A 21,610-nucleotide genomic window follows, 5' to 3' on the forward strand; every position below is an offset into this window, starting at 1 on the left:
CGACCAGCGGCGCACGCGGTCGCCGGCTCAGGCGAAGAAGACGCGCTCCACCACGGCGCGAGCCCGGCGGGACCGCCGCAGGTACTCCTCGGTGAGCTCCGCCCCGGCGCCGGCAGGGCGCCCCATCGCGCGGGACACACCCTCCCGGTCGAGCGGGTCGGTGGGGATGGAGTCGCTCGCCCGGCCGCGCCAGAGCATGCTCGCGTCACGGACCTCCCCGGCCATCTCCCACGCCTCCGAGAGGGCCTCGGCGTCCGCGGCCGAGAGGAGCTCGTGGCCACGGAGCGCCGTCAGGGCCTGGCGCGTGCTCGCGGTACGCAGGTCCGCCAGCCGGGCGGCGTGCTCCATCTGGAGCATCTGCACCGTCCACTCGACGTCCGAGAGGCCGCCGCGGCCCAGCTTGAGGTGCAGCCGGGGGTCACCACCGCGGGGGATGCGCTCGGCCTCCATGCGGGCCTTGAGCACCCGCATCTCGCGCAGCGCCGCAGGCGTCAGACCCCCCTCGGGGTAGCGACGGGGGTCGACGAGGACCATCACCCGTGCGCAGAGCTCGGCATCGCCGGCGACCGGCCGGGCCCGGACGAGGGCCTGCGCCTCCCAGGGCGAGCTCCAGCGCTCGTAGTACTGCTCCAGGGAGGCGATGCCGCGCACCGTGGGCCCGCTGCGCCCCTCGGGCCGGAGGTCGATGTCGACCTCCAAAGGGGGCTCGGACCCGGCCACGAGCGTGGAACGCAGGGCCTTGAGGGCCGCGGTGGCGGCCTCCGCCCGCCCCGGTGCGTCGTCGTGCACGAGGAAGACGTCGGCATCGCTGGCGAAGCCCATCTCCCCACCACCGAGGCGCCCCATGCCGATGACGGCGACCCCGGTCGAGTCGCCGTCCAGGGCAGCCTCGAGCACCGCGTCGAGCAGGGCCTCGGCGGCGTTGGTGAGCCCCTCCTGGACCTGCGCGGAGTCCACCTGCCCCGTGAGGCGCCCGATGCCCAGGCGAAGGACCTCCGTGCGTCGCAGCACCCGGGCCGCCGTGGCCGCGTCCTCCACCGAGCCCGCACGGCCCACCGCACTGCGCATGCGCGAGACGACCGCCTCGCGCGAGGGCGGGACCAGGGCGTCCGGCTCGCCGAGCAGGCGCACCGCGTCCGGCCCGCGTTCCAGCAGGCCCGTGAGGTAGCGGCTCGCCGAGAGGACGTGCGCGAAGCGCTGGGCGGCGTGCCCCTCGTCGCGCAGCATCGCCATGTACCAGTGGGTCCCGCCCAGCGACTCGCTGATGCGGCGGAAGGCCAGCAGCCCCGCATCGGGGGCCGGCCAGCCGGCGAACCAGCCGAGCATCGCCGGCAGCAGCTGACGCTGAATGGCGGCGGTCCGCGAGACGCCCCGGGTGAGCGACTCCAGGTGGCGCACCGACCCCGCGGGGTCGGCGAAGCCCAGCGCGGCGAGGCGCTCGGTGACCGCGTCCGGCGACATCCGGGCCTGGGTGGGCGTGAGGTCCGAGAGGGCGGAGAGGACCGGGCGGTAGAACAATCGCTCGTGGAGGCGCCGGACCTCCTTGGACACCTCCGCCCAGCGCCGCTCCACCTCCTGGGCCGGGTCCTTGGTCCACCCCATCGCGCGGCCCAGGCGGCGCAGGTCGTCCTCGTCCACCGGCAGCAGGTGCGAACGCCGCAGGCGGTCGAGCTGGATGCGGTGCTCCAGGGCACGCAGGAGACGGTAGGCCGGGTCGAGCACGGCGGCGTCGGACCGGGCCACGTAACCGCCGGCCGCGAGCGCCGTGAGCCCCGGCAGGGTGCTGCCCGAGCGCAGCGACTCGTCGACTCGCCCGTGCACGAGCTGCAGCAGCTGCACGGAGAACTCGATGTCGCGCAGGCCCCCGGCGCCGAGCTTGAGCTGCCGCTTGGCCTCCGCGGCCGGGATGTGGGCCTCCACGCGGCGCCGCATGGCCTGCACCCCCTCCACGAAGCCGTCCCGGGTGGCCACCTGCCACACCATCGGGTCCACGAGGTCGACGAAGGCCTGCCCCAACTCGGGGTCGCCGGCGACCGGCCGCGCCTTGAGCAACGCCTGGAACTCCCAGGTGGAGGCCCACCGCTCGTAGTAGCCGCGGAAGGACTCCAGGGTGCGCACGAGCGGCCCGGCCTTGCCCTCCGGGCGCAGCGCGGCGTCCACCGGCCAGAGCGTGCCCTCGGCGGTGGTCGCGCCGCAGGCCTGCACCAGGCGGGTCGCGAGGCGTGCCCCGACCTGCAGGGCCCGGGCCTCCTCGACCCCCTCGGCCGGCTCCGCGGCGAAGATGACGTCCACGTCGCTCACGTAGTTGAGCTCGCGCCCGCCGGTCTTGCCCATGCCGATGACGGCCAGGCGCACGTCCTCGGCGTGGTCGACCTCGTGGCGCGCGATGACGAGCGCCGCCTCGAGGGCGCCGGCGGCCAGGTCCGCCAGGGCGGCGGCCACGGCGTCGACCACCTCGGTGGGGTCGGGGGCGGTGAGGTCGAGGCCGGCCACGCGCACCAGCTGACCGCGGTAGGCCACGCGGAGCGCGTCGTCGCCGCTCTCCCCCGCCGCCACGGCCTCGGAGACCGCCGCCACGAGCACCTCGCGGGCCTCCTCGGGGGTGGGCAGGGTCTCGGCGTCGAGCAGCTCGAGGTGCTCCGGGTGGCGCGCCAGGTGGTCACCGAGCACCTGGCTGGCCCCGAGCACCGCCACGAGACGTGCCAGGGGGCCCCGCTCGGCGTCGGGGCCGGCCGCGTCCATGCGCCCGACCCACGCCCGGCGCTGCTCAGGACCGGCCGCCTCGGCGATGCGGACCGCTGCCAGGACCGCCCGGTCCGGATCCGCTGCCCGCCCCAGGGCCCGCGCCAGCCCCACCTGGTGCTCCCAGTCGTCCCGGCCGAGCAGGCGTGAGAGGTCGTCGAGGCACCCGGCGGCGCGCCGCCCCTCGGTGAACCCCTCGCGGAGCAGCCAGGCCACCCCGCCCGGTCGGGAACCCCGCGGGTTCACAGCTGCTTGAGGTAGTTCTGGACCTCGTAGGGCGTCACCTGCGCCCGGTAGGCCTTCCACTCCTCACGCTTGTTGCGCAGGAAGAAGTCGAAGACGTGCTCGCCGAGCGTCTCGGCCACGAGCTCCGACTGCTCCATCGCCGAGATGGCCTCGCTGAGCGAGCCCGGCAGCGGCTCGATCCCCAGCGCACGCCGCTCCCGGTCGGTGAGGCCCCACACGTCGTCCTCGGCCTCGGTGGGCAGCTCGTACTCCTCCTCGATGCCCTTGAGACCGGCGGCCAGGACCACGGCGTAGGCGAGGTAGGGGTTGCAGGCCGAGTCCAGCGAGCGCAGCTCCACCCGGCTCGACTGGCCCTTGGTGGGCTTGTACATGGGGATGCGCACCATGGCGCTGCGGTTGTTGTGGCCCCAGCACACGTGGGCCGGCGCCTCTCCCCCGCCCCAGAGCCGCTTGTAGGAGTTGACCCACTGGTTGGTGACCGCGCTGATCTCGCGGGCGTGGTGCAGCAGGCCGGCCACGAAGCGCCGCCCGGTGATGGACAGCTGGTACTCCGCTCCTGGCTCGTGGAAGGCGTTGCGGTCGCCCTCGAAGAGCGAGAGGTGGGTGTGCATGCCGCTGCCCGGGTGACCGGCCAGGGGCTTGGGCATGAACGAGGCCACCGCCCCCTGGGCCAGGGCCACCTCCCGCACCACCGTGCGGAAGGTCATGATGTTGTCCGCCGTCGACAGGGCGTCGGCGTAGCGCAGGTCGATCTCGTTCTGGCCGGGCGCGCCCTCGTGGTGGGAGAACTCCACCGGGATGCCCATGCTCTCGAGCATGTCGATGGCGGCGCGGCGGAAGTCGTGGCCGTCACCCTGGGCGAGGTGGTCGAAGTAGCCCGCGTCGTCGAGGGGCACCGGGTGGCCACCGGCGTCGAGCTCCCGCTCGAAGAGGAAGAACTCGATCTCCGGGTGGGTGTAGAAGGTGAAGCCCATGTCGTCGGCCCGTTGGAGGGCCCGGCGCAGGACGTGGCGCGAGTCCGCCGGGCTCGGGGTGCCGTCCGGCAGGGTGATGTCGCAGAACATCCGGCCGATGCCGGGCTCCTGGCTGTCCTTCCAGGACACCACCTGGAAGGTGGAGGCGTCCGGCATGGCCAGGGTGTCGGCCTCGTAGACGCGCGCGAAGCCCTCGATGGCGCTGCCGTCGAACCCGATGCCCTCGGTGAAGGCGTTCTCGAGCTCGGCCGGGGCCACGCCGACGGACTTCAGGCGGCCCAGCACGTCGGTGAACCAGAGGCGCATGAAGCGGATGTCCCGCTCCTCGATGGTGCGGAGGACGAACTCCTGCTGACGATCCATGCGTCCATCCAACCACCGGGCAGCCCCTCACACCGAAGGGCCCCGCAGCACTGCCGCGGGGCCCTCCGGAGGCGCGGCCGGTCACGGGTGCGACCGTCCGGCCGTCATCACCTCACCCAACCGGTCAGGAGCTCGTTGAGCTGGTCCTCGACGGTCTGCGCCACGGCGGCGGTGCCACCGATGATCGCCACGTCCTGCGGGGACACGGCGTCCAGCGCCGCCTTCGACAGAGCCGGCAGGCGGTCGAGGCGGGTCAGCACCAGCGGCAGGTGCTGCACACCCGCGTAGGCGCCACCGGTCAGTGCGTCGGGAAAGTCGGCGCCGCTGGCGACCAGGGCCCGGTTCGGGTCCTTGTCGAACTGTGCGGCCACGGCCGCCGAGGTGCCGTAGCGGTCGGAACCGGCCAGGCGCTCGGTACCGCCCAGCTCGGCGTACACGGCATCGGACACCGCGGCCGGGCCACCCAGCACCACGACCCTCTTCGGGTTGAGCGCGGCCACGGCCTCCTTGGTCACGGCGTCGGCCTTGTCCGGGCGGGTCAGGAGGACGGGGGCGTCCTGGGCACCGGCCAGCGCACCACCGGTCAGCGCGTCGGCGAAGGCCCGGTCCTCACCGGAGGCCACGTAGAGCGTGTCCACGTTGTTGCCGAACATCGTCGCCACGTTGGCGCTCGTCTCGTAGCGGTCCGTGCCGGCCACGCGGGCGACGTCCAGGCCCTCGGCCTCGAGCTCGCCGGCGACCTTGGCGGAGACCGCGGCCTCACCACCGAGGATGACGACCTTGGACGCGCCGAGGTCCTCGATGGCCTTCAGGGTGTCGGCCGGGATCCGGTCGGTGCGCGTGAGCAGCACCGGGGCGTCCTGGCCGTCCTGCGCGGGCAGGGAGCGCGGCGCGACCCCGTTGGCGGCAGCCGGGGCACCGGACAGGGCGTCGGCGAAGCCCGTGCCCGAGGCCAGGTAGACGGTGTCGGCGGCATCGAACTGACGGGCCACCTCGGCGGCCGTGGCGTAGCGGTCCTTGCCGGCCCAGCGGTCGACCGTGGCGTCCGGCGTGGCCGTCTGGCACTGGTCGGCGGCGCCGAAGCAGACCTGCATGGTGTCGCCCTCGGTGCCGATGACCTCGGCACGCACCTTGGAACCCGGCAGCTTCACCGAGTTCTGCGGGTTGGCCGACGAGTAGTAGGCGTTGGCGCCGGAGTCGAAGAACACCGGCACACCCGGGCGCGACGGGATGGTGGTGGCCTGGCCGTCGTGGTGCAGGGTCACCGCGTCGGTGCGCTCCAGGCCGAAGGTGGCGTCGAAGGACTGCGTCTTCTGGCGCATCAGGCCGCCGCCGTTCCACGCCAGCGGCTGCGGGTTGGCGTCCACCGGCAGGGCCTGGCCGCCGCCCGGGTGCTCACCGGTGTTGTTGTCCAGGTAGGCGTCGTTGGAGTACCAGACGAGCATGCCGTTCTGGTAGGGGTAGCGCTCCACCCAGTTGGGACGGGCCTCGCCGAAGCCGAAGTTGTACGGGCCGGTGCGCAGGGTGTCGTCGTAGGAGCCGTACTGGCGGTTCTCCATGAGGAAGGCGTGCTCCGCATCGCGGGTGACCGTGCCGTCGATGACGGTGAAGCCCTTGAGCTCCCACGTGCTGGCACCCTCGGCACCGTCCACCTCGGCCACCCCGTCGACGGTGGTGGTCACGTTGTCGAGGAACGCACCGTTCTCGTTGAGGCCACCGTCGTTCTGGGCGCGGAAGCGGACGTCGATCTGCTTGCCGGCGTAGGAGGACAGGTCGTAGTTCAGGTCCACCCAGCCGTCGGAGAAACCGGTCTGCTCGTCGAGCTTTGTCCAGGTGGCGCCACCGTCGGTGGAGACCTCGAAGTACAGGTAGTCGTAGTCCTGCTCGATGAAGGCCTCGAGCTTGGCCGAGACGCTGGCCGACTTCGCCCCCGAGAGGTCCAGGTGCTTGGTCATGGACGAGTTGAGGTTGTCCTCGGCGCCACCCCAGAACTCCTTCGAGCCCTCGAAGGGGGTGTTGTACTCCTCGGTGATCTTCTGCGTGGGCAGCGGCACCACCACGGCCTGCGGGTTCTTGGTGGAGGCGAAGGCCGGGCCCAGGGTCTTGGTGACGTTCTCGCCCGGCTTCACGACCTGGTAGTCGAGCCAGCCCAGCTGCAGCTTCTCCTTGGGGCCCATGAAGCCCGCGGAGTCGCCGATGGCCTTGCCGTCGTTCAGCCAGGACCCGGCCGACATGAGCGACCAGTAGGCCACACCGTTGTCGCCGCCGCTGGTGTCGTAGTAGTCGGGCAGGCCGAGGTCGTGGGAGAACTCGTGCACGAACACGCCCACGCCACCGTTCTCCGGCTCGGTGGTGTAGTCACCGATCCACAGGCCGGTGTCACCGATCGGCACACCACCAGCGAGGTTGCCCTCCGGGCCCTTCTTGCCCGCGTCGGTCGGGAAGGCGTACCAGCGGTGGGCCCAGATGGCGTCCTCGCCCTGGGCACCGCCACCGGCGGACTCGTCCTCGCCGGCGTGGACGGCCTGGAAGTGGTCGATGTAGCCGTCGGGCTCGTTGAAGTCGCCGTCACCGTCGTAGTCGTAGCGGTCCCACTTGTCGAACTCCGCCAGCTCGGCGGCGATCTGCTCGGAGGTCTTGCCCTGGGCCACCTGCGCGTCGTACCAGGCCTGGGCGGAGTCGCGGATATAGCTCCAGTAGCCCTCGGCCTCCACCATCGGGTCGTCGCTGTTGGCGCCGTACCGCGCCTCGTTGTAGGGCAGCTTCACCCAGTCGTAGACCTTCGCGTCCACGTCGAAACGGCCCGAGGACTGCTTGCGGAAGAAGTCGCGGAAGGAGTTCTCCTCGCCCAGCATGAGCTCCTCGTAGTACGAGGTGTTGAAGTCCTTGCGCCAGACGGTGGAGTTGTCCTGGGAGCGGTCCGGCTCGGGGATCTGGTTGTGCAGCGGGCCGGGAGTGCCGCCCTTGGCCGGGTCGGTCTTGTCACCGAACTCCGTGAGGAAGGTGAGGACGTTCTCCTGACGCTCCACGTCGTACTGCACGTACTGGGCGTCCTTGCCCGTGCCCAGCTGGATGGAACGGCTGCCGTTGCGGGTGACCACCTTGGCCTCGCCGCGCATGAGCTGGTTGACGGCCTTCTTCTGCAGGGCGCGCTGCTTGTCGCCCAGCGGGTGGGAGAAGTCGTCCTGACGGTGCTCCTGCGAGCGGGCGTCGTCCTGGGACGGGACGGCGGAGACCTGCGCGAAGGGGACGGTCGCGGTGGCGAAGGCCACCAGAGCGGCGCCCGAGAGACGCGTGGTGCGTGCGAACACTGTTCCTCCAGAGGGGTGTGCATGTGGTGAGGGTCACCACCCCCCCCCTGATCGTGCGCGCCAACGGCCCGGAAGTCATCCCCAGGGTGGTCACGATTCGGACACGATCTGCCACGCGGGACGGAGCCCCGTCAGCCGCAGCGCTCCACCACCAGGTGCACGTACGCCCGGGCGCACCGCACGAGGGCCTCCTTGTCGACCCACTCGTCCACCGAGTGCGCTTGGCGGATGTCCCCCGGCCCGTACTGGAGGGTCGGGATGCCGGCCGCGGCGTACTGCCGCAGGTCCGAGCCGTAGGGCACGCCGATGCGGTCGGGCCGCTCGTACCCGGCGCGCTCCACGGCATCGGCCACCTGAGCGCCGAGCTCGTGGCCGCTGGGCATCTCACCGGGGGCGAACACCCCACCGGGCCAGGTCACCCGGGCCGGGTGCTCGGCGAGGAAGTCGTCGGCGGCACAGGCCTCGGCCACGCACTGCTCGAAGGCGGCCCGGGCCTCCTGCGGGGTCTCGTCGGTGCGGACACCGAATCGACCCTCCACCACGAGGTCGTCGAGCACGGTGGAGGCCCACTCCCCTCCCCGGACGATGCCGATGCTCAGGGGCCACGGGTCGTCGACGGTGTCGAAGGGGACGGGGCGATCCTCGCGACGCTGCTCCTGCAGGCGCTCGAGCGCATCGACCACGGTGCGCAGGCCCAGCAGCGCGTTGTGGCCCTCACGTGCCATGGCGCCGTGCGCGGCCCGGCCGGAGAGCCGGAGGCTGAAGGTCAGCGACCCGGCGTTGGCGGTGACGAGGTGACCGGCGGTGGGCTCGGCGATGACGCACGCCTCCCCGGTGTGCCCGCGACGCAGGGTGGCGAACGCCCCGGAGCCGCCGTCCTCCTCACCGCTCACGAGGTGCACGGCGAGCGCCCGGCGGAAGGGGAAGCCGACCGACTGCAGCGCGCGCACGGCTGCGAGGACCGCCGCCACCCCGCCCTTCATGTCGGTGACGCCGCGGCCGCGAAACCACACGCCGTGCTCGTCCTCGCCGCGGACCAGGGTCCACGGGTCGTGCTCGGACCAGAGCTCAGCGTCGGTGGCGGGCACCACGTCGGTGTGGCCGCACAGGATGAGGGCAGGGTCCCCCTCGGCGGGGCCGAAGCGGCCGACCACGCCGCGCAGGTCCGTGCGCTCGACCTCCTGGCCGGGCCAGTCCTCCAGGCGGGCGAGGTCGGCGACGGACTCGTCCCACTCGTCGACGCTGCCCCCCATGCGCCGCAGGGTCTCGGCGCCCCAGCGCTGCACGCGGACCTCCTCGGGGGATCCGCCGGTGCTGGGGATGGAGACCAGGGCCGAGAGGTCAGCCACGAGGCGCAGGTCGTCGAGCGCGTCGGTGGCCCTCTCGGCCCAGCGGGCGGCCTCGGCCCCGAGTTCACCGGCCTCGCCCGAGGTGGGCAGGGCGTCGGTCCACGGGTACTCCGGCCCGCTGGGCAGCGGACCGGTGTGCTCCTGGGTGCGGGTGCGCTCGGGGTCGGGCAGCACGATCAGCCGTTCAGGGGGTTGTTGTCCCAGTTGGCGCCACCGGCCTCGTCGGCCTCGGCGGCGTCCTGGGCGTCCCACTTCTCGGTGTTGGCCCGGGCGGTGGCCAGCGCGTTGCGGGCCTCCTCCTCGGTGGCGTAGGGGCCCATCACGTCGGCGTTGCGGGAGCGGTTGTCGTCGTCCCGCTCCACCTGGCCGGTGGTGATGTTGTAATAGAAACTCATCGCTGCCTCCTGGGGGTGTGGGGAACTGCGGTTCACCCCAGCCTATGCAGCCGCGGCGTGAATGCCAGCCCGCCGGGTCGACCTGGTCCCCCGGCGGGCGGCGTCGAGCGGGGGCCGCTGGCGTTCCAGGGGGCCACGTTCTCCTCCGCCTCCCTGCTGTTCCTGCCGACGCTCCTGGTGACCACTGCCAGCGGCATCGCGTGGGGTCTGGCCACCCCAGCCGGGCCGCCACGCACCGAGGACCGCACCCCGCTCTCCTAGACTGCGCGCCATGCCTGTCGCACCACCCCTGTCCCCCGGCCACGTCTCCCCCCGCCGCGAGGTGCCCGCCTCCATCGCGCGCCCCGAGTACGTGGACAAGCCGGCCCCGGCCCCGTTCACCGGCTCGGAGGTCAAGGACGCCGAGACCATCGAGCGGATGCGGGTGGCCTGCCGCATCGCCGCCCAGGCCCGTGAGGCCGTGGGCGCGGCCGTAGCGCCGGGCGTCACCACCGACGAGCTCGACCGCATCGGCCACGAGTTCCTGCTCGACCACGGCGCCTACCCCTCCACGCTCGGCTACCGCGGCTACCCCAAGTCGCTGTGCAGTTCGGTCAACGAGGTGATCTGCCACGGCATCCCCGACGACCGGGAGCTGCAGGACGGCGACATCGTCAACATCGACATCACCGCCTTCATCGGCGGCGTGCACGGCGACACCAACGCCACTTTCCTGTGCGGGGACGTGGACGAGGAGTCCCGCCTGCTCGTGGAGCGCACGCAGGAGGCGACGATGCGGGGCATCCGTGCCGCGAAGCCCGGACGCGAGCTCAACGTCATCGGCCGCGTCATCGAGATGTACGCCAGCCGCTTCGGCTACGGCGTGGTGCGCGACTACACCGGCCACGGCATCGGCACGCACTTCCACAGCGGGCTCATCGTCCCCCACTACGACGCCGCGCCGTCCTACGCCGACGTCATCCAGCCCGGCATGACCTTCACCGTGGAGCCCATGCTCAACCTGGGCACCCACGAGTGGTCGATGTGGGCCGACGACTGGACCGTGGTGACCAAGGACCTCTCCCGCTCGGCGCAGTTCGAGCACACGATCCTCATCACCGAGGACGGGCCGGAGGTGCTGACCACCGCATGAGCCCCACCACGCACCCCCTGGGCATCGACGTCGGCGGCACCGGCATCAAGGGTGCCCCGGTGGACCTCGGGGTCGGCGCCTTCGCCGCCGAGCGCCAGCGGGTCGCCACCCCGGAGACCTCCACCCCGCAGGCCGTCGCCGAGGTGATCGGTGGGATCTGCAGCACCTTCGCCCGGCAGACGAAGGGCCAGCCCGTGGGCGTCACCGTGCCGGCCGTGGTGAGCCGCGGCGTGGTGCGTACCGCGGCCAACATCGACACCAGCTGGATCGGCACCGACGCCGACGCCCTGTTCTCCGAGGTGCTCGAGCGCGACGTGCACGTGCTCAACGACGCCGATGCCGCCGGCCTGGCCGAGGCGCACTACGGCGCCGCCCGGGGCACCAAGGGCCTGGTGCTGGTCACCACCCTGGGCACCGGCATCGGTAGCGCTCTCGTTGCCGACGGGCGGTTGCTGCCCAACTCCGAGCTGGGCCACCTGGAGGTCGACGGCGTGGAAGCCGAGTCGGTGGCCGCCAACTCCGCCCGCGAGGCCGAGGACCTCTCCTGGGAGGAGTGGGCCGAACGCCTGCAGCGCTACTACTCCACGCTGGAGAACCTCCTCTGGCCCGAGCTCATCGTGGTCGGTGGCGGGGTGAGCAAGAAGGCCGAGAAGTTCCTGCCGCTGCTGCACCTGCGCGCCCCCATCGTGCCCGCGCAGCTGCGCAACGACGCCGGGATCATCGGGGCCGCCCTGGCCGCGCAGCAGATGCAGGAGTCCGCCCGGCGCTGAGCCGCGTACACTTCCGCACTCGAGACGAGTCGGCCGGACGGTCGCGTCGGGCTTACGGGCCCGCCGAGGAAAGTCCGGGCTCCACAGGGAACGGTGGTGGCCAACAGCCACCCGGGGTGACCCGCGGGACAGTGCCACAGAGAACAGACCGCCCGTGCGTGCACGGGTCAGGGTGAAACGGTGGTGTAAGAGACCACCAGCACGCCGGGTGACCGGCGTGGCTCGGCAAACCCCACCGGGAGCAAGGTCAGACAGCGCGTGATCCAGGGCGTCCCGTCCGAGCGCGCGGGTGGACCGCTGGAGGTGGCTGGCAACAGTCACCCGAGATGGATGACCGTCCCCCGGGGCCGAGTGATCGGCCCCGGGGACAGGACCCGGCTTACAGGCCGACTCGTCTCCCCTCCCCGCGGTGCAGCGCCGGGCCCCGCGACCGGACCGGGCGCCGCTTGCCCGCTCAGACGCGCTCGACCGTGATGCGGTGCGCGGCCACGTCGGCCTCGGTGAGGCGCACGCGCACCTCGTCGCCCGGCTCGGCAGTCCCCCGGGCACGTGCGACGACCGCCGGGTCCGCGAGCTGCACGGTGAAGGCCTTCTCGGAGACCTCCACGGCGATGCCGTCGAACTCCTGGCCGACCCGCGGCGCGAGCACGGCCGCCTCGACCGCGTCCACGCACTCCCGCTCCACCGACCGGGCACGGCTGTCGGCGGCCTCCATGACCTCCGGCAGCCGGGGCAGCGCCTCGCGCACCCACACCGGCACCTCGTCGCCGGCCGACAGCGCCGCGCACAGCTCGAGGACGAAGCGGTCCACCAGGCGGCGCAGCGGGGCGGTGGCGTGGGCGTAGGGCGCCGCGATGGCGGCCTGCGTGGTGAGCTCGGGCAGCTCGCCGTCGAAGGCCGTGTACCCGGCCCCGCGGAAGAGGGTGGTGGCCTCGTGGACGAGGAACAGGTGCGTGCCGTCCGAGGTGTCCAGCGAGCGCAGGAAGTCGCCGTAGCGCGCGTCGTCGGCCCACTCGACCCCCAGTGCACGGGCCTGTCGGCGCAGGGTGCGCACGTCCTCCTCGGCGGGCTCGGGCATGGTGCGCAGGATGCCCACCTCGGCCCCGAGCATGAGCTCGGCGGCGGCCATGCCCGTCATGAGCGAGACCTGTGCGTTCCAGTCCTCCACCGGCAGCAGCGGGCGGAATCGGGTGGTGAAGCCGTCGGCGGTCACCTCCACCTCCTGCTCGGGCATCGGCAGCGTGGCCCCACCGCGGGCCTTCTCCTGCTCGATGCGGAGCAGTCCCACCTCCTTGAGCAGCGCCAGGGTCTCCTCGGCCTCACCGGAGTCGATGAGTTCCTGGGCCTCGGCGTAGGCGTAGCGGCGTCGCGAGCGCACGACGGCGCGTCCCACGGTCGCCTCCGTGAGGGCGCCGTCGGCGTCCAGGTGCAGCTCCCACAGGAAGGCGGGCCGGTCCTGCTCGGGCAGCAGCGAGGCGGCGCCCTCGGAGAGCACCGGCGGGTGCAGCGGCGCCCGCTCGTCGGGGCAGTAGACGGTGAGCCCGCGCTCCCACGCCTCGGCGGCGATCGCCCCGTCGGGCGCCACGAAGGCCGGAACGTCGGCGATGGCGTAGTGCACGAGGAAGCCCTCCCCCTCGCGCTGGACGTGCACGGCCTGGTCGAGGTCCATGGAGCCCTCGGGGTCCAGGGTCACCAGCTCGATGCCCCGTTCGTCGCGTCCCGGCAGGTGGTCCTCCCCCACCACCCGCTCGGCCTCGGCCACCACCTCGGCCGGGAACTCCACCTCCACGCCCTGCTCGGCGCGGATGGCGGCGAAGGCCTTGCGCAGCTCGGCGGTGGTGCCGGTGTCCGGGGCCGCCTGCTCGGCGTCGGCGGGGCGGCGGAGGGTCAGGTGGGGGTGTGCCATGCCGGTCACCCTAGCCACGGGTCAGCGCACCGGCAGGCCCTCGAGGTGGTGCCGCACGTTGAGTCCGCTCAGCTCGGCGAAGCCGGTGGGCACCTCGGCGCCCACGAACTCCAGGGTGTGGAAGGCCGCCGGGTGCTGCCCCAGGGCCCAGGAGCGCGGGTAGGCCACGCCCAGCACCGCCTCCAGCACGGTCATGACGGCGATGCGGTGGGCGGCCACCACCACCGTGTGCAGCTCGTCGTCCACGGCCTGGCGGGCAATGTCGCGCAGGCCCTCCACGACGCGCTCGGCGACCTCGTGGTGGGTCTCGCCACCGGGCACCGGGCAGGCCGGGTCCTGCGCGAAGGCCCGGGCGGTGCCGGCGCCGTCGCGGTCGACCTCGCTCCAGGTGCGGCCGTCCCAGTCGCCGAAGGCCTGCTCGTCGAAGCGCGCATCGGTGGCGGCCTCGAGCCGCAGCGCGTCGGCCACCGCGCGACCGGTCTGCTGGGCCCGGCGCAGGCTGGAGGTCACCACACGCACGCGCCCCTCGGCGGCGGGGGCGGCGAGCAGCTCGCCGACCGCGTCACCGGCCCGGGCGGCCTGCTGCTCCCCGAGCGGCGACAGGGGCGGGTTGCTGCCGCCGCGCCCGTCGATGCGGTAGGTCTCGGTGAACTCGGTCACACCATGACGCAGCAGCACGAGCTGCCACCGGTGCCCACGCCGCGCCCCGGCATCGCGCACGGAGGCCCCGGCGGAGGTGGGGCGGGACTCCTCCACGGCCTCGGGCGGCTCGGGGGCGTGCGTCTCGTCCGGCACCTCGACGTCCTGCCCGGCGTCCCCGGCCGCGTCGACCGCCCGCGGCCCCGGGGCCGCGCCCGCCACGTGGTCGCGCGCCACCGTGCGCCCGTCCATGCCGTCATTGCTCAGGGCGTCGGCGGCCTTGTTCCGGGTCCGCGGGATCCAGCCCCAGTCGAGGTCCACGCCCCGGTCACGGAGCTGCCGGCACAGGCCCTGCGCCTCCTGGGCCAGGCGCTGCATGTCGGGGTGCTTGATCTTCCACCGCCCGGCCATCTGCTCGATGACGAGCTTGGAGTCCATCCGCACGGCCACCGTGTCCCCCGCCGACAGGTCCACGAGGTCGAGCACGGCCTGCAGACCGGCGAGCAGGCCGGTGTACTCGGCCACGTTGTTGCTCGCCCTGCCCAGCGGCGCGGCGCGCTCGGCCAGCAGGGCCCCCGCAGGGTCGCGCACCAGGGCGCCGTAGCCGGCCACCCCGGGGTTGCCACGCGAACCGCCGTCGGCCTCGATCGTCCAGGTCGCCATGGTCAGCCCTCCTGCGTGCTCACGGTGAAGTCCCAGGGGTCGGTGACCGTGGTGCTCACCAGCACCTCGGGGCGTGCGCCCGTGGTGCGCTCCACCTCGTCGGCGAGCCGCTCCCCCGCGCCGGCCAGCCAGAGCGACTCGGTGGCCCAGTGCCCGGCGTCGATGACGAAGGGACCGTCCACGCCGCCGCTGCGGGCCGCGAGCAGCCCGTGCTCGCGGAACTCGCTCACCGGGTGGTGGCGCAGGTCGGCGGTCACGTAGACGTCGGCACCCGCCTCGCGCACGGCGTCGAACTCCCGGTCGCCGGAACCCCCGAGCACGGCCACGCGCTCCACCCGCCCGTCGCGGGGGCCGGCCACCCGCAGGCCCACCGGGGCGCCGGGCAGCACCGCGGCGAGGTGCTGCGCGAACCCCTCGAGGGTGGTCTCGGTGGGAAGCTGTCCCACGCGCCCGAGCGGCTGTCCCTCGGGCTCGACCAGCGGCTCCACGTCGCGCAGGCCCAGGGCAGCTGCCAGGGCGTCGTTCACGCCGCCGGTCGCCACGTCCGCGTTGGTGTGCGCCGAGTACAGGCCCACCCCGCCCTCGGAGAGCGCGAGCACCGCCGCCCCCTTCGGCTCGCTGGGCACGACGGCGTGCAGGCCCGCCCGCAGCAGGTGGTGGTGGGTGACCAGCAGGTCGAAGCCGCCGGCCACCGCCTCGTCCACCACCGCGAGGGTGGGGTCGACCGCCATGAGCACCCGCCGCACGGAGGCGGAGGGGTCACCGACGGTCAGCCCCACCACGTCGCCGGAGAGCGCCGTGGCCGGCGGGAACATCCCGTCGAGCACCTCGACGACGTCGGACAGGGAACAGGTGGAGTTCTCCATGTGGGCCCGGCCGGGATCGAACCGACGACACCTGCGGTGTAAACACAGTGCTCTGCCAGCTGAGCTACAGGCCCCACGCGCGGCGGGCGCGCCGGGTCATCCTCCCACCCGGCGGCCGTGCGCCGCGTCGTTCAGCCGCGCCGACGCGTCGGGCGGCCGAGCTTGGTGGCCAGCCAGGTCTCGTCGAGCTGCAGCGAGCTCTGGGCCTGGAGGCCGGCGGTCTTGGCCGCCTCGTCGACGTCGGCCTGGTCGACGTGCAGGTCGTGCTTGAGGTTGGGCGTGGCGAGCAGGACGAAGCCGTCGTCCTCGAGCCCGGCGAGCGCGTCGACGCAGTCGTCGGTGAGGTCGCCGTCGCCCTGGCGGAACCACAGCAGGCACACGTCCACCGGGCCGGTGTAGGACTCGTCCTCCAGCGGCGCGCCGGTGACCTCCTCGATGGCCAGGCGCAGGTCCTCCGGGACGTCCTCGTCCCAGCCGACCTCCTGCACGATCTGGTCGTCGGTGAAACCCAGCCGGTCGGCCAGGGCCCGTGCGTCCGCCGTTGCGGTCGCCTCCACGTGGTCCTCCTCGATGTGGTGATCGTCACTGCCCGTCGGGCAGCGTCGTCGCGCCTCCACGGTGCGGTGGCGCGACACCATGATGCCCGACGCCCGTCGCCCCGCTTCGCCGGCACCCGCACGGGCGGCCCACCGGGGGCCCGTCCGCCCTCCGGGTGGAACAATGGCGGGCAGACGTCTGCACACTCCGGTGCAGGCAGCCCGCCGGGCACGCCACGGTCCCCGTGGCGTGCGGCGCGTGTGAGGAGGAGAAGCTTCGTGACGACCAAGGACACCGGACCGATCCTGAACGGCCTGCCCAGTCAGCTCCCGGACATCGACCCCGAGGAGACCGCCGAGTGGCTCGACTCCCTCGACGGACTCGTCGACGCGCGCGGTCGCGCCCGCGCGCGCTACGTGATGCTGGAGCTGCTCAACCGGTCGCGCGAGCAGCAGGTCGGCGTGCCCTCCCTGACCACCACCGACTACATCAACACGATCGGCCCCGAGGACGAGGCGTGGTTCCCCGGTGATGAGGAGGTGGAGCGCCGCTACCGCGCGTGGATCCGCTGGAACGCCGCCATCATGGTGCACCGCGCCCAGCGCCCGGGCGTCTCCGTGGGTGGCCACCTCTCCAGCTACGCCTCGGCGGCCACGCTCTACGAGGTCGGCTTCAACCACTTCTTCCGCGGTCGCCAGCACCCCGGCGGCGGCGACCAGATCTTCTTCCAGGGCCACGCCTCCCCCGGTATCTACGCGCGCGCCTTCATGGAGGGCCGCCTGACCGAGGACCAGCTCAACGGCTTCCGCCAGGAGAAGTCCCACTACGTGGACGGCAAGCTCCTGGCGCTGCCGAGCTACCCGCACCCGCGCTCGATGCCGGACTTCTGGCAGTTCCCCACCGTCTCCATGGGTCTGGGCCCGCTGGGCGCCATCCACCAGGCGCAGTTCAACAAGTACCTGCACAACCGCGGCATCAAGGACACCTCCGAGCAGCACGTGTGGGCCTTCCTCGGCGACGGTGAGATGGACGAGCCGGAGTCGCGCGGCGCCCTGCAGCTGGCCGCCAACGAGGAGCTCGACAACCTCACGTTCGTGGTCAACTGCAACCTGCAGCGCCTGGACGGCCCGGTGCGCGGCAACGGCAAGATCGTGCAGGAGCTCGAGGCCTTCTTCCGCGGCGCCGGCTGGAACGTCATCAAGGTGCTGTGGGGCCGTGGCTGGGACGAGTTGCTGGCCGCCGACCGCGACGGCGCGCTGGTGAACCTCATGAACAAGACGCCCGACGGCGACTTCCAGACCTTCCGCGCCAACGACGGCGCCTTCGTGCGCGAGCACTTCTTCGACCGCGACCCGCGCACCAGCAGGATGGTCAAGGACTGGTCCGACGACGACATCTGGTGGAAGCTCAAGCGCGGTGGCCACGACTACCGCAAGGTGTACGCCGCCTACCAGGCCGCCATGAACCACTCCGGCCAGCCGACCGTGATCCTGGCGCACACCATCAAGGGCTACTCGCTGGGCTCGCACTTCGCGGGCCGCAACGCCACGCACCAGATGAAGAAGCTGACGGTGGAGGACCTCAAGGGCTTCCGCGACAGCCTCAAGATCCCGGTGCCGGACTCCGCCTTCGAGAACGACCAGTTCGCCGCGCCGTACTACCACCCGGGCAAGGACGACGAGACCATCCAGTACATGCTGGAGCGCCGTCGCAAGCTGGGTGGCGACCTGCCGGCCCGCCTCTCGGAGCACGTGCCGCTGAACCTGCCGGCCGAGAAGACCTACGACGTCGGCCGCAAGGGCTCGGGGACCCAGGAGGTCGCCACCACGATGGCCTTCGTGCGCATCCTCAAGGACATGATGCGCGACCCGGAGATCGGCAAGCGGATCGTGCCGATCATCCCCGACGAGGCCCGCACGTTCGGCATGGACGCGTTCTTCCCGACGAACAAGATCTACAACCCCAACGGGCAGAACTACCAGTCGGTGGACGCCAACCTCATGCTGTCCTACAAGGAGAGCGAGCAGGGCCAGCTGCTGCACCTGGGCATCAACGAGGCCGGCTCCGTGGCCGCCTTCACCGCGGTGGGCTCGTCCTACGACACCCACGGCGAGCCGATGATCCCGGTGTACGTCTTCTACTCGATGTTCGGCTTCCAGCGCACCGGTGACGGCATCTGGGCCGCCGCCGACCAGCTCTCGCGCGGTTTCCTCATCGGGGCCACGGCCGGCCGGACGACGCTGGCCGGCGAGGGCCTGCAGCACATGGACGGCCACAGCCCGCTGCTGGCCCACACCAACCCGGCGATCGTGTCCTACGACCCGGCGTTCTCCTACGAGATCGCCGAGATCCTCCAGGACGGCATGCGCCGGATGTACGGCCCGGACGCCGAGGACGTCATCTACTACCTGACGGTCTACAACGAGCCGATGGTGCAGCCGAAGCAGCCCGAGGGCGTGGACACCGAGGGCATCCTCAAGGGCGGCTACCTGCTCGCCGAGGGCGAGGCGGAGGGCCCGAAGGCCCGCCTGCTCGCCTCCGGCGTGGGCGTGCCGTGGGCGCTGGACGCCCAGGAGGAGCTGGCCGAGCACTGGGGCGTCAACGCCTCGGTGTACTCGATCACCTCCTGGGGCGAGCTGGCCCGCGAGGCCACGCAGTGCGACGAGGACGCCTTCCTGCACCCCGAGGACGAGGCCCGCACCCCGTACGTGCAGCAGCTGCTGCCGGCCGGCGAGGGCCCCATCGTGGCCACGAGCGACTACATGCGCGCCGTGCAGGACCTCATCGCCCCGTGGATGCTCGACGACTTCTACAGCCTGGGCGCGGACGGCTTCGGCTTCTCCGACACCCGCCCGGCGGCCCGCCGCTTCCTGCACATCGACTCCGCGTCGATGGTGGTCAAGACGCTGCAGATGCTGGAGAAGCGCGGCGAGGTGGAGAAGGGCACCGCCCTGAAGGCCGCCGAGCACTACCAGCTGCTCGACACCCGCGCCGGCACCTCCGGCAACTCCGGCGGCGAGAGCTGACCGGAGGTCCCGGACCACGACGCAGCCCCACCCCCTCGGCGAGGGGGTGGGGCTGCGTCCTTCCCGGATCCTGCCGGCTCAGGCGCGGCGGGCGGCGCGGTGCACCAGGGCGGCACCCGCCAGCAGGAGCGCAGCTCCCCCGGCCACGAGCGGCAGGCGCGTCGCCGGGGTGGCCTGCACGCCGGTGTCCACGATCGGACCGCCCCGCCAGGCGTCACGGGTCTGCACGGCCAGGCCCGGCTGGTCGGAGAAGACACCGTCGACGCCGGCATCGAGGTGGGCACGGATCAGCGTGTCCATGTCACCGAGCTCGGTGGGGTCCTCGGAGCCGCGCAGCGACTCCGGCAGGTGCTCGTTCTCCGCACGGAAGGTGTACGGGGTCACCTTGAGGCCGGCCGCGTGGGCGTCGGCCACCAGTGAGGTGGGCTCCCCGAGCACGCCACCCTCCTCGGGCACCACCATGGTGCGCTCCGGACCGATGGCGTCGACGTCGCGGGCCAGCTCGCGCAGGCCGGCCGGCTTCATGAGGTCGGCGTAGGTGCGGGAGTCGCCGGCGGCGGTGAAGTCGTAGGGCTGGCCCTCGTACCAGGAGAGGAAGACCAGCGGCACGCGCGCCTGAAGGGTGCGGTTGAGGTCCACGAGGTTCTGCACCTCGAAGCTCTGGATGGCGACCGGCGCGTCGGCGTGGTTGAGCTCGGCTTCCTCGAGGGTGCGCACCACCTGCTCCTCCATGCTCAGGCCGATGCCGTCGAAGTAGGTGGGGTGCTTGATCTCCGGGATGATGCCGATCTCGCGGCCGGTCTCGGCGCTGAGCCGCTCCCGCAGGGCGATGACCTCGTCGAAGGTGGCCACCTCGAACTGGCCGTCGTAGCGGGTGTTGCCCGGGCGGATGTCCGGGATGCGCTCCGTGGCCCGCAGCGTCTTGAGCTCGGCGAGGGTGAAGTCCTCGGTGAACCAGCCGGTGAGCTCCTGGCCGTCGACCGTCTTGGTGGTCCGGCGGTCGGCGAACTCGGGGTGGTCGGCCACGTCCGTGGTGCCGGAGATCTCGTTCTCGTGGCGGGTCACCAGGACACCGTCCTTGGTGCTCACCAGGTCGGGCTCGAAGAAGTCGGCGCCCATGCGGACGGCCAGCTCGTAGGCGGCCAGGGTGTGCTCCGGGCGGTGGCCGGAGGCGCCCCGGTGGCCGATGACCCAGGGCGTCTCGGCGGTGAGCACGGGGTGGTCGGTGGACTCGGTCGTGGTGGGACCGGCGCCGGTGGCGGCCCCGGCGGCCGCGGGGAGGGACCCGGTGAGACCGACGGCGACGGCGAGGGCAGGGGCGAGGGTGCGAGGGGTGATGTGCATGGGGCCCAGCCCACATCGGGCAGGTGCACGGGCGGCACCGGCGGGGTGAGCGTCCGGGGAACGGCACCTGAACGGATGCCGAACCGCGCGGGCCGGGAGCGGGCCCCGGCCCGCTGCCCGATGTTGTGGTGGACCTACAGTTGCGCCCATGACTGCGCCCCAGGTGGCCGAGGGGACCCTCGCCCGACTGCTCGAGCAGGTCTCCCCCCTCACCCACGCCGCCCTGCACGAGATGGAGCGGCACGAGTGGTACCGCGCCCTGCCGGCCCGGCACCGCTCCGGCGTGGGCGTGGTGGCCGAGTCCGGCATCCGGGCCTTCGCCGAGTGGCTCTCCGGGCCGCGCGACCCCGGCCGCGCCACACTGGTGTTCGCCGACGCCCCGCGCGAGCTGAGCACGGCGCTGAGCCTGGAGCAGACCATCGAGCTGGTCCGGGTCACCGTGCGCACCGTCGAGGAGTCCGTGGAGGACCTGGCCCCCACCCGTGCCGAGCGCGACCGGCTGCTCCTGGCCTGCCTGCGCTTCAGCCGGGACGTCGCCTTCGGGGCCGCCTCGGTCTACGCCCGCGCCGCCGAGGCACGCGGCTCGTGGGACGCCCGGCTGGAGTCCCTCGTGGTCGACGCGGTCGTCCGCGGCGAGGCCACCGAGGACGTGCACTCCCGGGCCGCCGCCCTCGGCTGGGGCCAGGCCAGTGGCGTGGCCGTGGCCGTCGGCACCACGAGCGACCTGGGCGACGAGACCGAGGTGCTGCGCCGTGTGCGCACTGCCTGCCGACGGCATCGCAGGGAGGCCCTGGTGGCCCTGAGCTCCGGGCGCGTGGTGGTGGTGCTCAGCGGGTTGGAGGCCCGGGAGGACGCCTTCGCCCCGCTCACCGAGACGTTGGACGCCCCGGTGGTGGTGGGTCCGGTGGTCCCCCACCTCTTCGCCGCGGGGCGCTCGGCACGCGCCGCGCTGGCCGGGTGGGCTGCTGCGCGGGCCTGGCCCGACGCCCCCGCGGCCGTGCGCTCCAGCGAGCTGCTGCCCGAGCGCGTCCTCGCCGGCGACGAGGCCGCCCGGCGGGAGCTCACCAAGCTCGTCGTGCGCCCGCTCCAGGAGGCCGGGCGGGACCTCCTGGCCACTGCCGAGACCCTGCTCGCCCAGGGCGGAGCGCTGGAGGCCTCTGCCCGGGCACTCTTCGTGCACGTCAACACGGTGCGCTACCGGCTCTCGCGGATCGACGAGCTGGTGGGCCTGGACCTCACCGACCCCCGGGACGCCTGGACACTGCGGGTGGCCCTGGCCGTGCACCGCATCGACACCCCGCGGGGACCGGGGTGGCGCCGCTCGGTGCAGACCGACGGCTGACCACC

At 72.9% G+C, this 21,610-nt stretch carries 15 protein-coding genes, 1 tRNA gene and 1 other RNA gene; 6 read left to right on the forward strand and 11 right to left on the reverse strand.

What is annotated here, in order from left to right; genetic code table 11:
• Nucleotides 1-27: 27 nt before the first annotated feature.
• The 5 genes from ACFFHC_RS08310 to ACFFHC_RS08330 form a co-directional block, all read right to left on the reverse strand.
• Entirely contained in the window at nucleotides 28-2,958 is a 2,931-nt protein-coding gene (locus ACFFHC_RS08310; RefSeq protein WP_141494116.1) for a bifunctional [glutamine synthetase] adenylyltransferase/[glutamine synthetase]-adenylyl-L-tyrosine phosphorylase, read from the reverse strand.
• 26 nt (nucleotides 2,959-2,984) lie between these two features.
• Nucleotides 2,985-4,325, reverse strand: coding sequence for a glutamine synthetase family protein (locus ACFFHC_RS08315; RefSeq protein ID WP_070705505.1), 1,341 nt, complete (start codon nucleotides 4,323-4,325; stop codon nucleotides 2,985-2,987).
• A 107-nt stretch (nucleotides 4,326-4,432) separates the two neighbouring features.
• Nucleotides 4,433-7,636 (reverse strand): immune inhibitor A domain-containing protein, encoded by a 3,204-nt coding sequence (locus tag ACFFHC_RS08320; protein WP_141494117.1) that lies wholly within the window; start codon nucleotides 7,634-7,636, stop codon nucleotides 4,433-4,435.
• A 131-nt stretch (nucleotides 7,637-7,767) separates the two neighbouring features.
• A complete protein-coding gene (locus tag ACFFHC_RS08325; protein WP_083323628.1) occupies nucleotides 7,768-9,159 on the reverse strand; it encodes a M20/M25/M40 family metallo-hydrolase in 1,392 nt (463 codons plus the stop codon).
• 2 nt (nucleotides 9,160-9,161) lie between these two features.
• Nucleotides 9,162-9,380 carry a methionine aminopeptidase gene (locus tag ACFFHC_RS08330; protein ID WP_070705507.1) on the reverse strand — a complete coding sequence of 73 codons (219 nt, stop codon included), beginning with the start codon at nucleotides 9,378-9,380 and terminating at the stop codon, nucleotides 9,162-9,164.
• A gap of 57 nt (nucleotides 9,381-9,437) precedes the next feature.
• Here ACFFHC_RS08330 and ACFFHC_RS08335 point away from each other — a divergent pair, with 57 nt between their 5' ends.
• The 4 genes from ACFFHC_RS08335 to rnpB all read left to right on the forward strand — a co-directional run bounded on the left by ACFFHC_RS08335 (nucleotide 9,438) and on the right by rnpB (nucleotide 11,680).
• On the forward strand, nucleotides 9,438-9,641 hold the full coding sequence (locus ACFFHC_RS08335) for a hypothetical protein (protein WP_070705508.1): 204 nt from the start codon (nucleotides 9,438-9,440) through the stop codon (nucleotides 9,639-9,641).
• 10 nt (nucleotides 9,642-9,651) lie between these two features.
• Complete coding sequence (gene map, locus ACFFHC_RS08340) at nucleotides 9,652-10,512, forward strand: type I methionyl aminopeptidase (protein WP_070705509.1); 861 nt, start codon at nucleotides 9,652-9,654, stop codon at nucleotides 10,510-10,512.
• A complete protein-coding gene (gene ppgK, locus ACFFHC_RS08345; protein WP_070705510.1) occupies nucleotides 10,509-11,282 on the forward strand; it encodes a polyphosphate--glucose phosphotransferase in 774 nt (257 codons plus the stop codon). The genes map and ppgK overlap by 4 nt, the downstream gene beginning before the upstream one ends.
• A gap of 25 nt (nucleotides 11,283-11,307) precedes the next feature.
• Nucleotides 11,308-11,680: RNase P RNA component class A (gene rnpB, locus ACFFHC_RS08350), an RNA gene on the forward strand.
• A 56-nt stretch (nucleotides 11,681-11,736) separates the two neighbouring features.
• On the opposite strand, the gene ACFFHC_RS08355 is transcribed toward rnpB, so the two are convergent.
• The 5 genes from ACFFHC_RS08355 to ACFFHC_RS08375 all read right to left on the reverse strand — a co-directional run bounded on the left by ACFFHC_RS08355 (nucleotide 11,737) and on the right by ACFFHC_RS08375 (nucleotide 15,913).
• On the reverse strand, nucleotides 11,737-13,188 hold the full coding sequence (locus ACFFHC_RS08355; RefSeq protein ID WP_070705511.1) for an RNB domain-containing ribonuclease: 1,452 nt from the start codon (nucleotides 13,186-13,188) through the stop codon (nucleotides 11,737-11,739).
• 21 nt (nucleotides 13,189-13,209) lie between these two features.
• Nucleotides 13,210-14,490, reverse strand: coding sequence for a histidine phosphatase family protein (locus ACFFHC_RS08360; RefSeq protein WP_379804611.1), 1,281 nt, complete (start codon nucleotides 14,488-14,490; stop codon nucleotides 13,210-13,212).
• A 2-nt stretch (nucleotides 14,491-14,492) separates the two neighbouring features.
• The gene (locus ACFFHC_RS08365) at nucleotides 14,493-15,356 is read right to left on the reverse strand and encodes a Nif3-like dinuclear metal center hexameric protein (RefSeq protein ID WP_070703338.1); all 864 of its coding nucleotides are present in this window, start codon (nucleotides 15,354-15,356) and stop codon (nucleotides 14,493-14,495) included.
• Between the two features lies 1 nt (nucleotide 15,357).
• A tRNA-Val gene (locus ACFFHC_RS08370) sits at nucleotides 15,358-15,430 on the reverse strand.
• A 57-nt stretch (nucleotides 15,431-15,487) separates the two neighbouring features.
• The gene (locus ACFFHC_RS08375) at nucleotides 15,488-15,913 is read right to left on the reverse strand and encodes a DUF3052 domain-containing protein (RefSeq protein WP_070703341.1); all 426 of its coding nucleotides are present in this window, start codon (nucleotides 15,911-15,913) and stop codon (nucleotides 15,488-15,490) included.
• 258 nt (nucleotides 15,914-16,171) lie between these two features.
• Here ACFFHC_RS08375 and aceE point away from each other — a divergent pair, with 258 nt between their 5' ends.
• On the forward strand, nucleotides 16,172-18,919 hold the full coding sequence (aceE, locus tag ACFFHC_RS08380) for a pyruvate dehydrogenase (acetyl-transferring), homodimeric type (RefSeq protein ID WP_070703337.1): 2,748 nt from the start codon (nucleotides 16,172-16,174) through the stop codon (nucleotides 18,917-18,919).
• A gap of 78 nt (nucleotides 18,920-18,997) precedes the next feature.
• On the opposite strand, the gene ACFFHC_RS08385 is transcribed toward aceE, so the two are convergent.
• The gene (locus ACFFHC_RS08385) at nucleotides 18,998-20,263 is read right to left on the reverse strand and encodes a glycerophosphodiester phosphodiesterase (RefSeq protein ID WP_379804617.1); all 1,266 of its coding nucleotides are present in this window, start codon (nucleotides 20,261-20,263) and stop codon (nucleotides 18,998-19,000) included.
• 148 nt (nucleotides 20,264-20,411) lie between these two features.
• On the opposite strand from ACFFHC_RS08385, the gene ACFFHC_RS08390 reads away from it, so the two are divergent.
• Entirely contained in the window at nucleotides 20,412-21,605 is a 1,194-nt protein-coding gene (locus tag ACFFHC_RS08390; RefSeq protein ID WP_379804620.1) for a PucR family transcriptional regulator, read from the forward strand.
• Nucleotides 21,606-21,610 lie beyond the last annotated feature (5 nt).

It is taken from the genome of Kytococcus schroeteri (assembly GCF_042433515.1).
Lineage (GTDB): Bacteria > Actinomycetota > Actinomycetes > Actinomycetales > Dermatophilaceae > Kytococcus > Kytococcus schroeteri.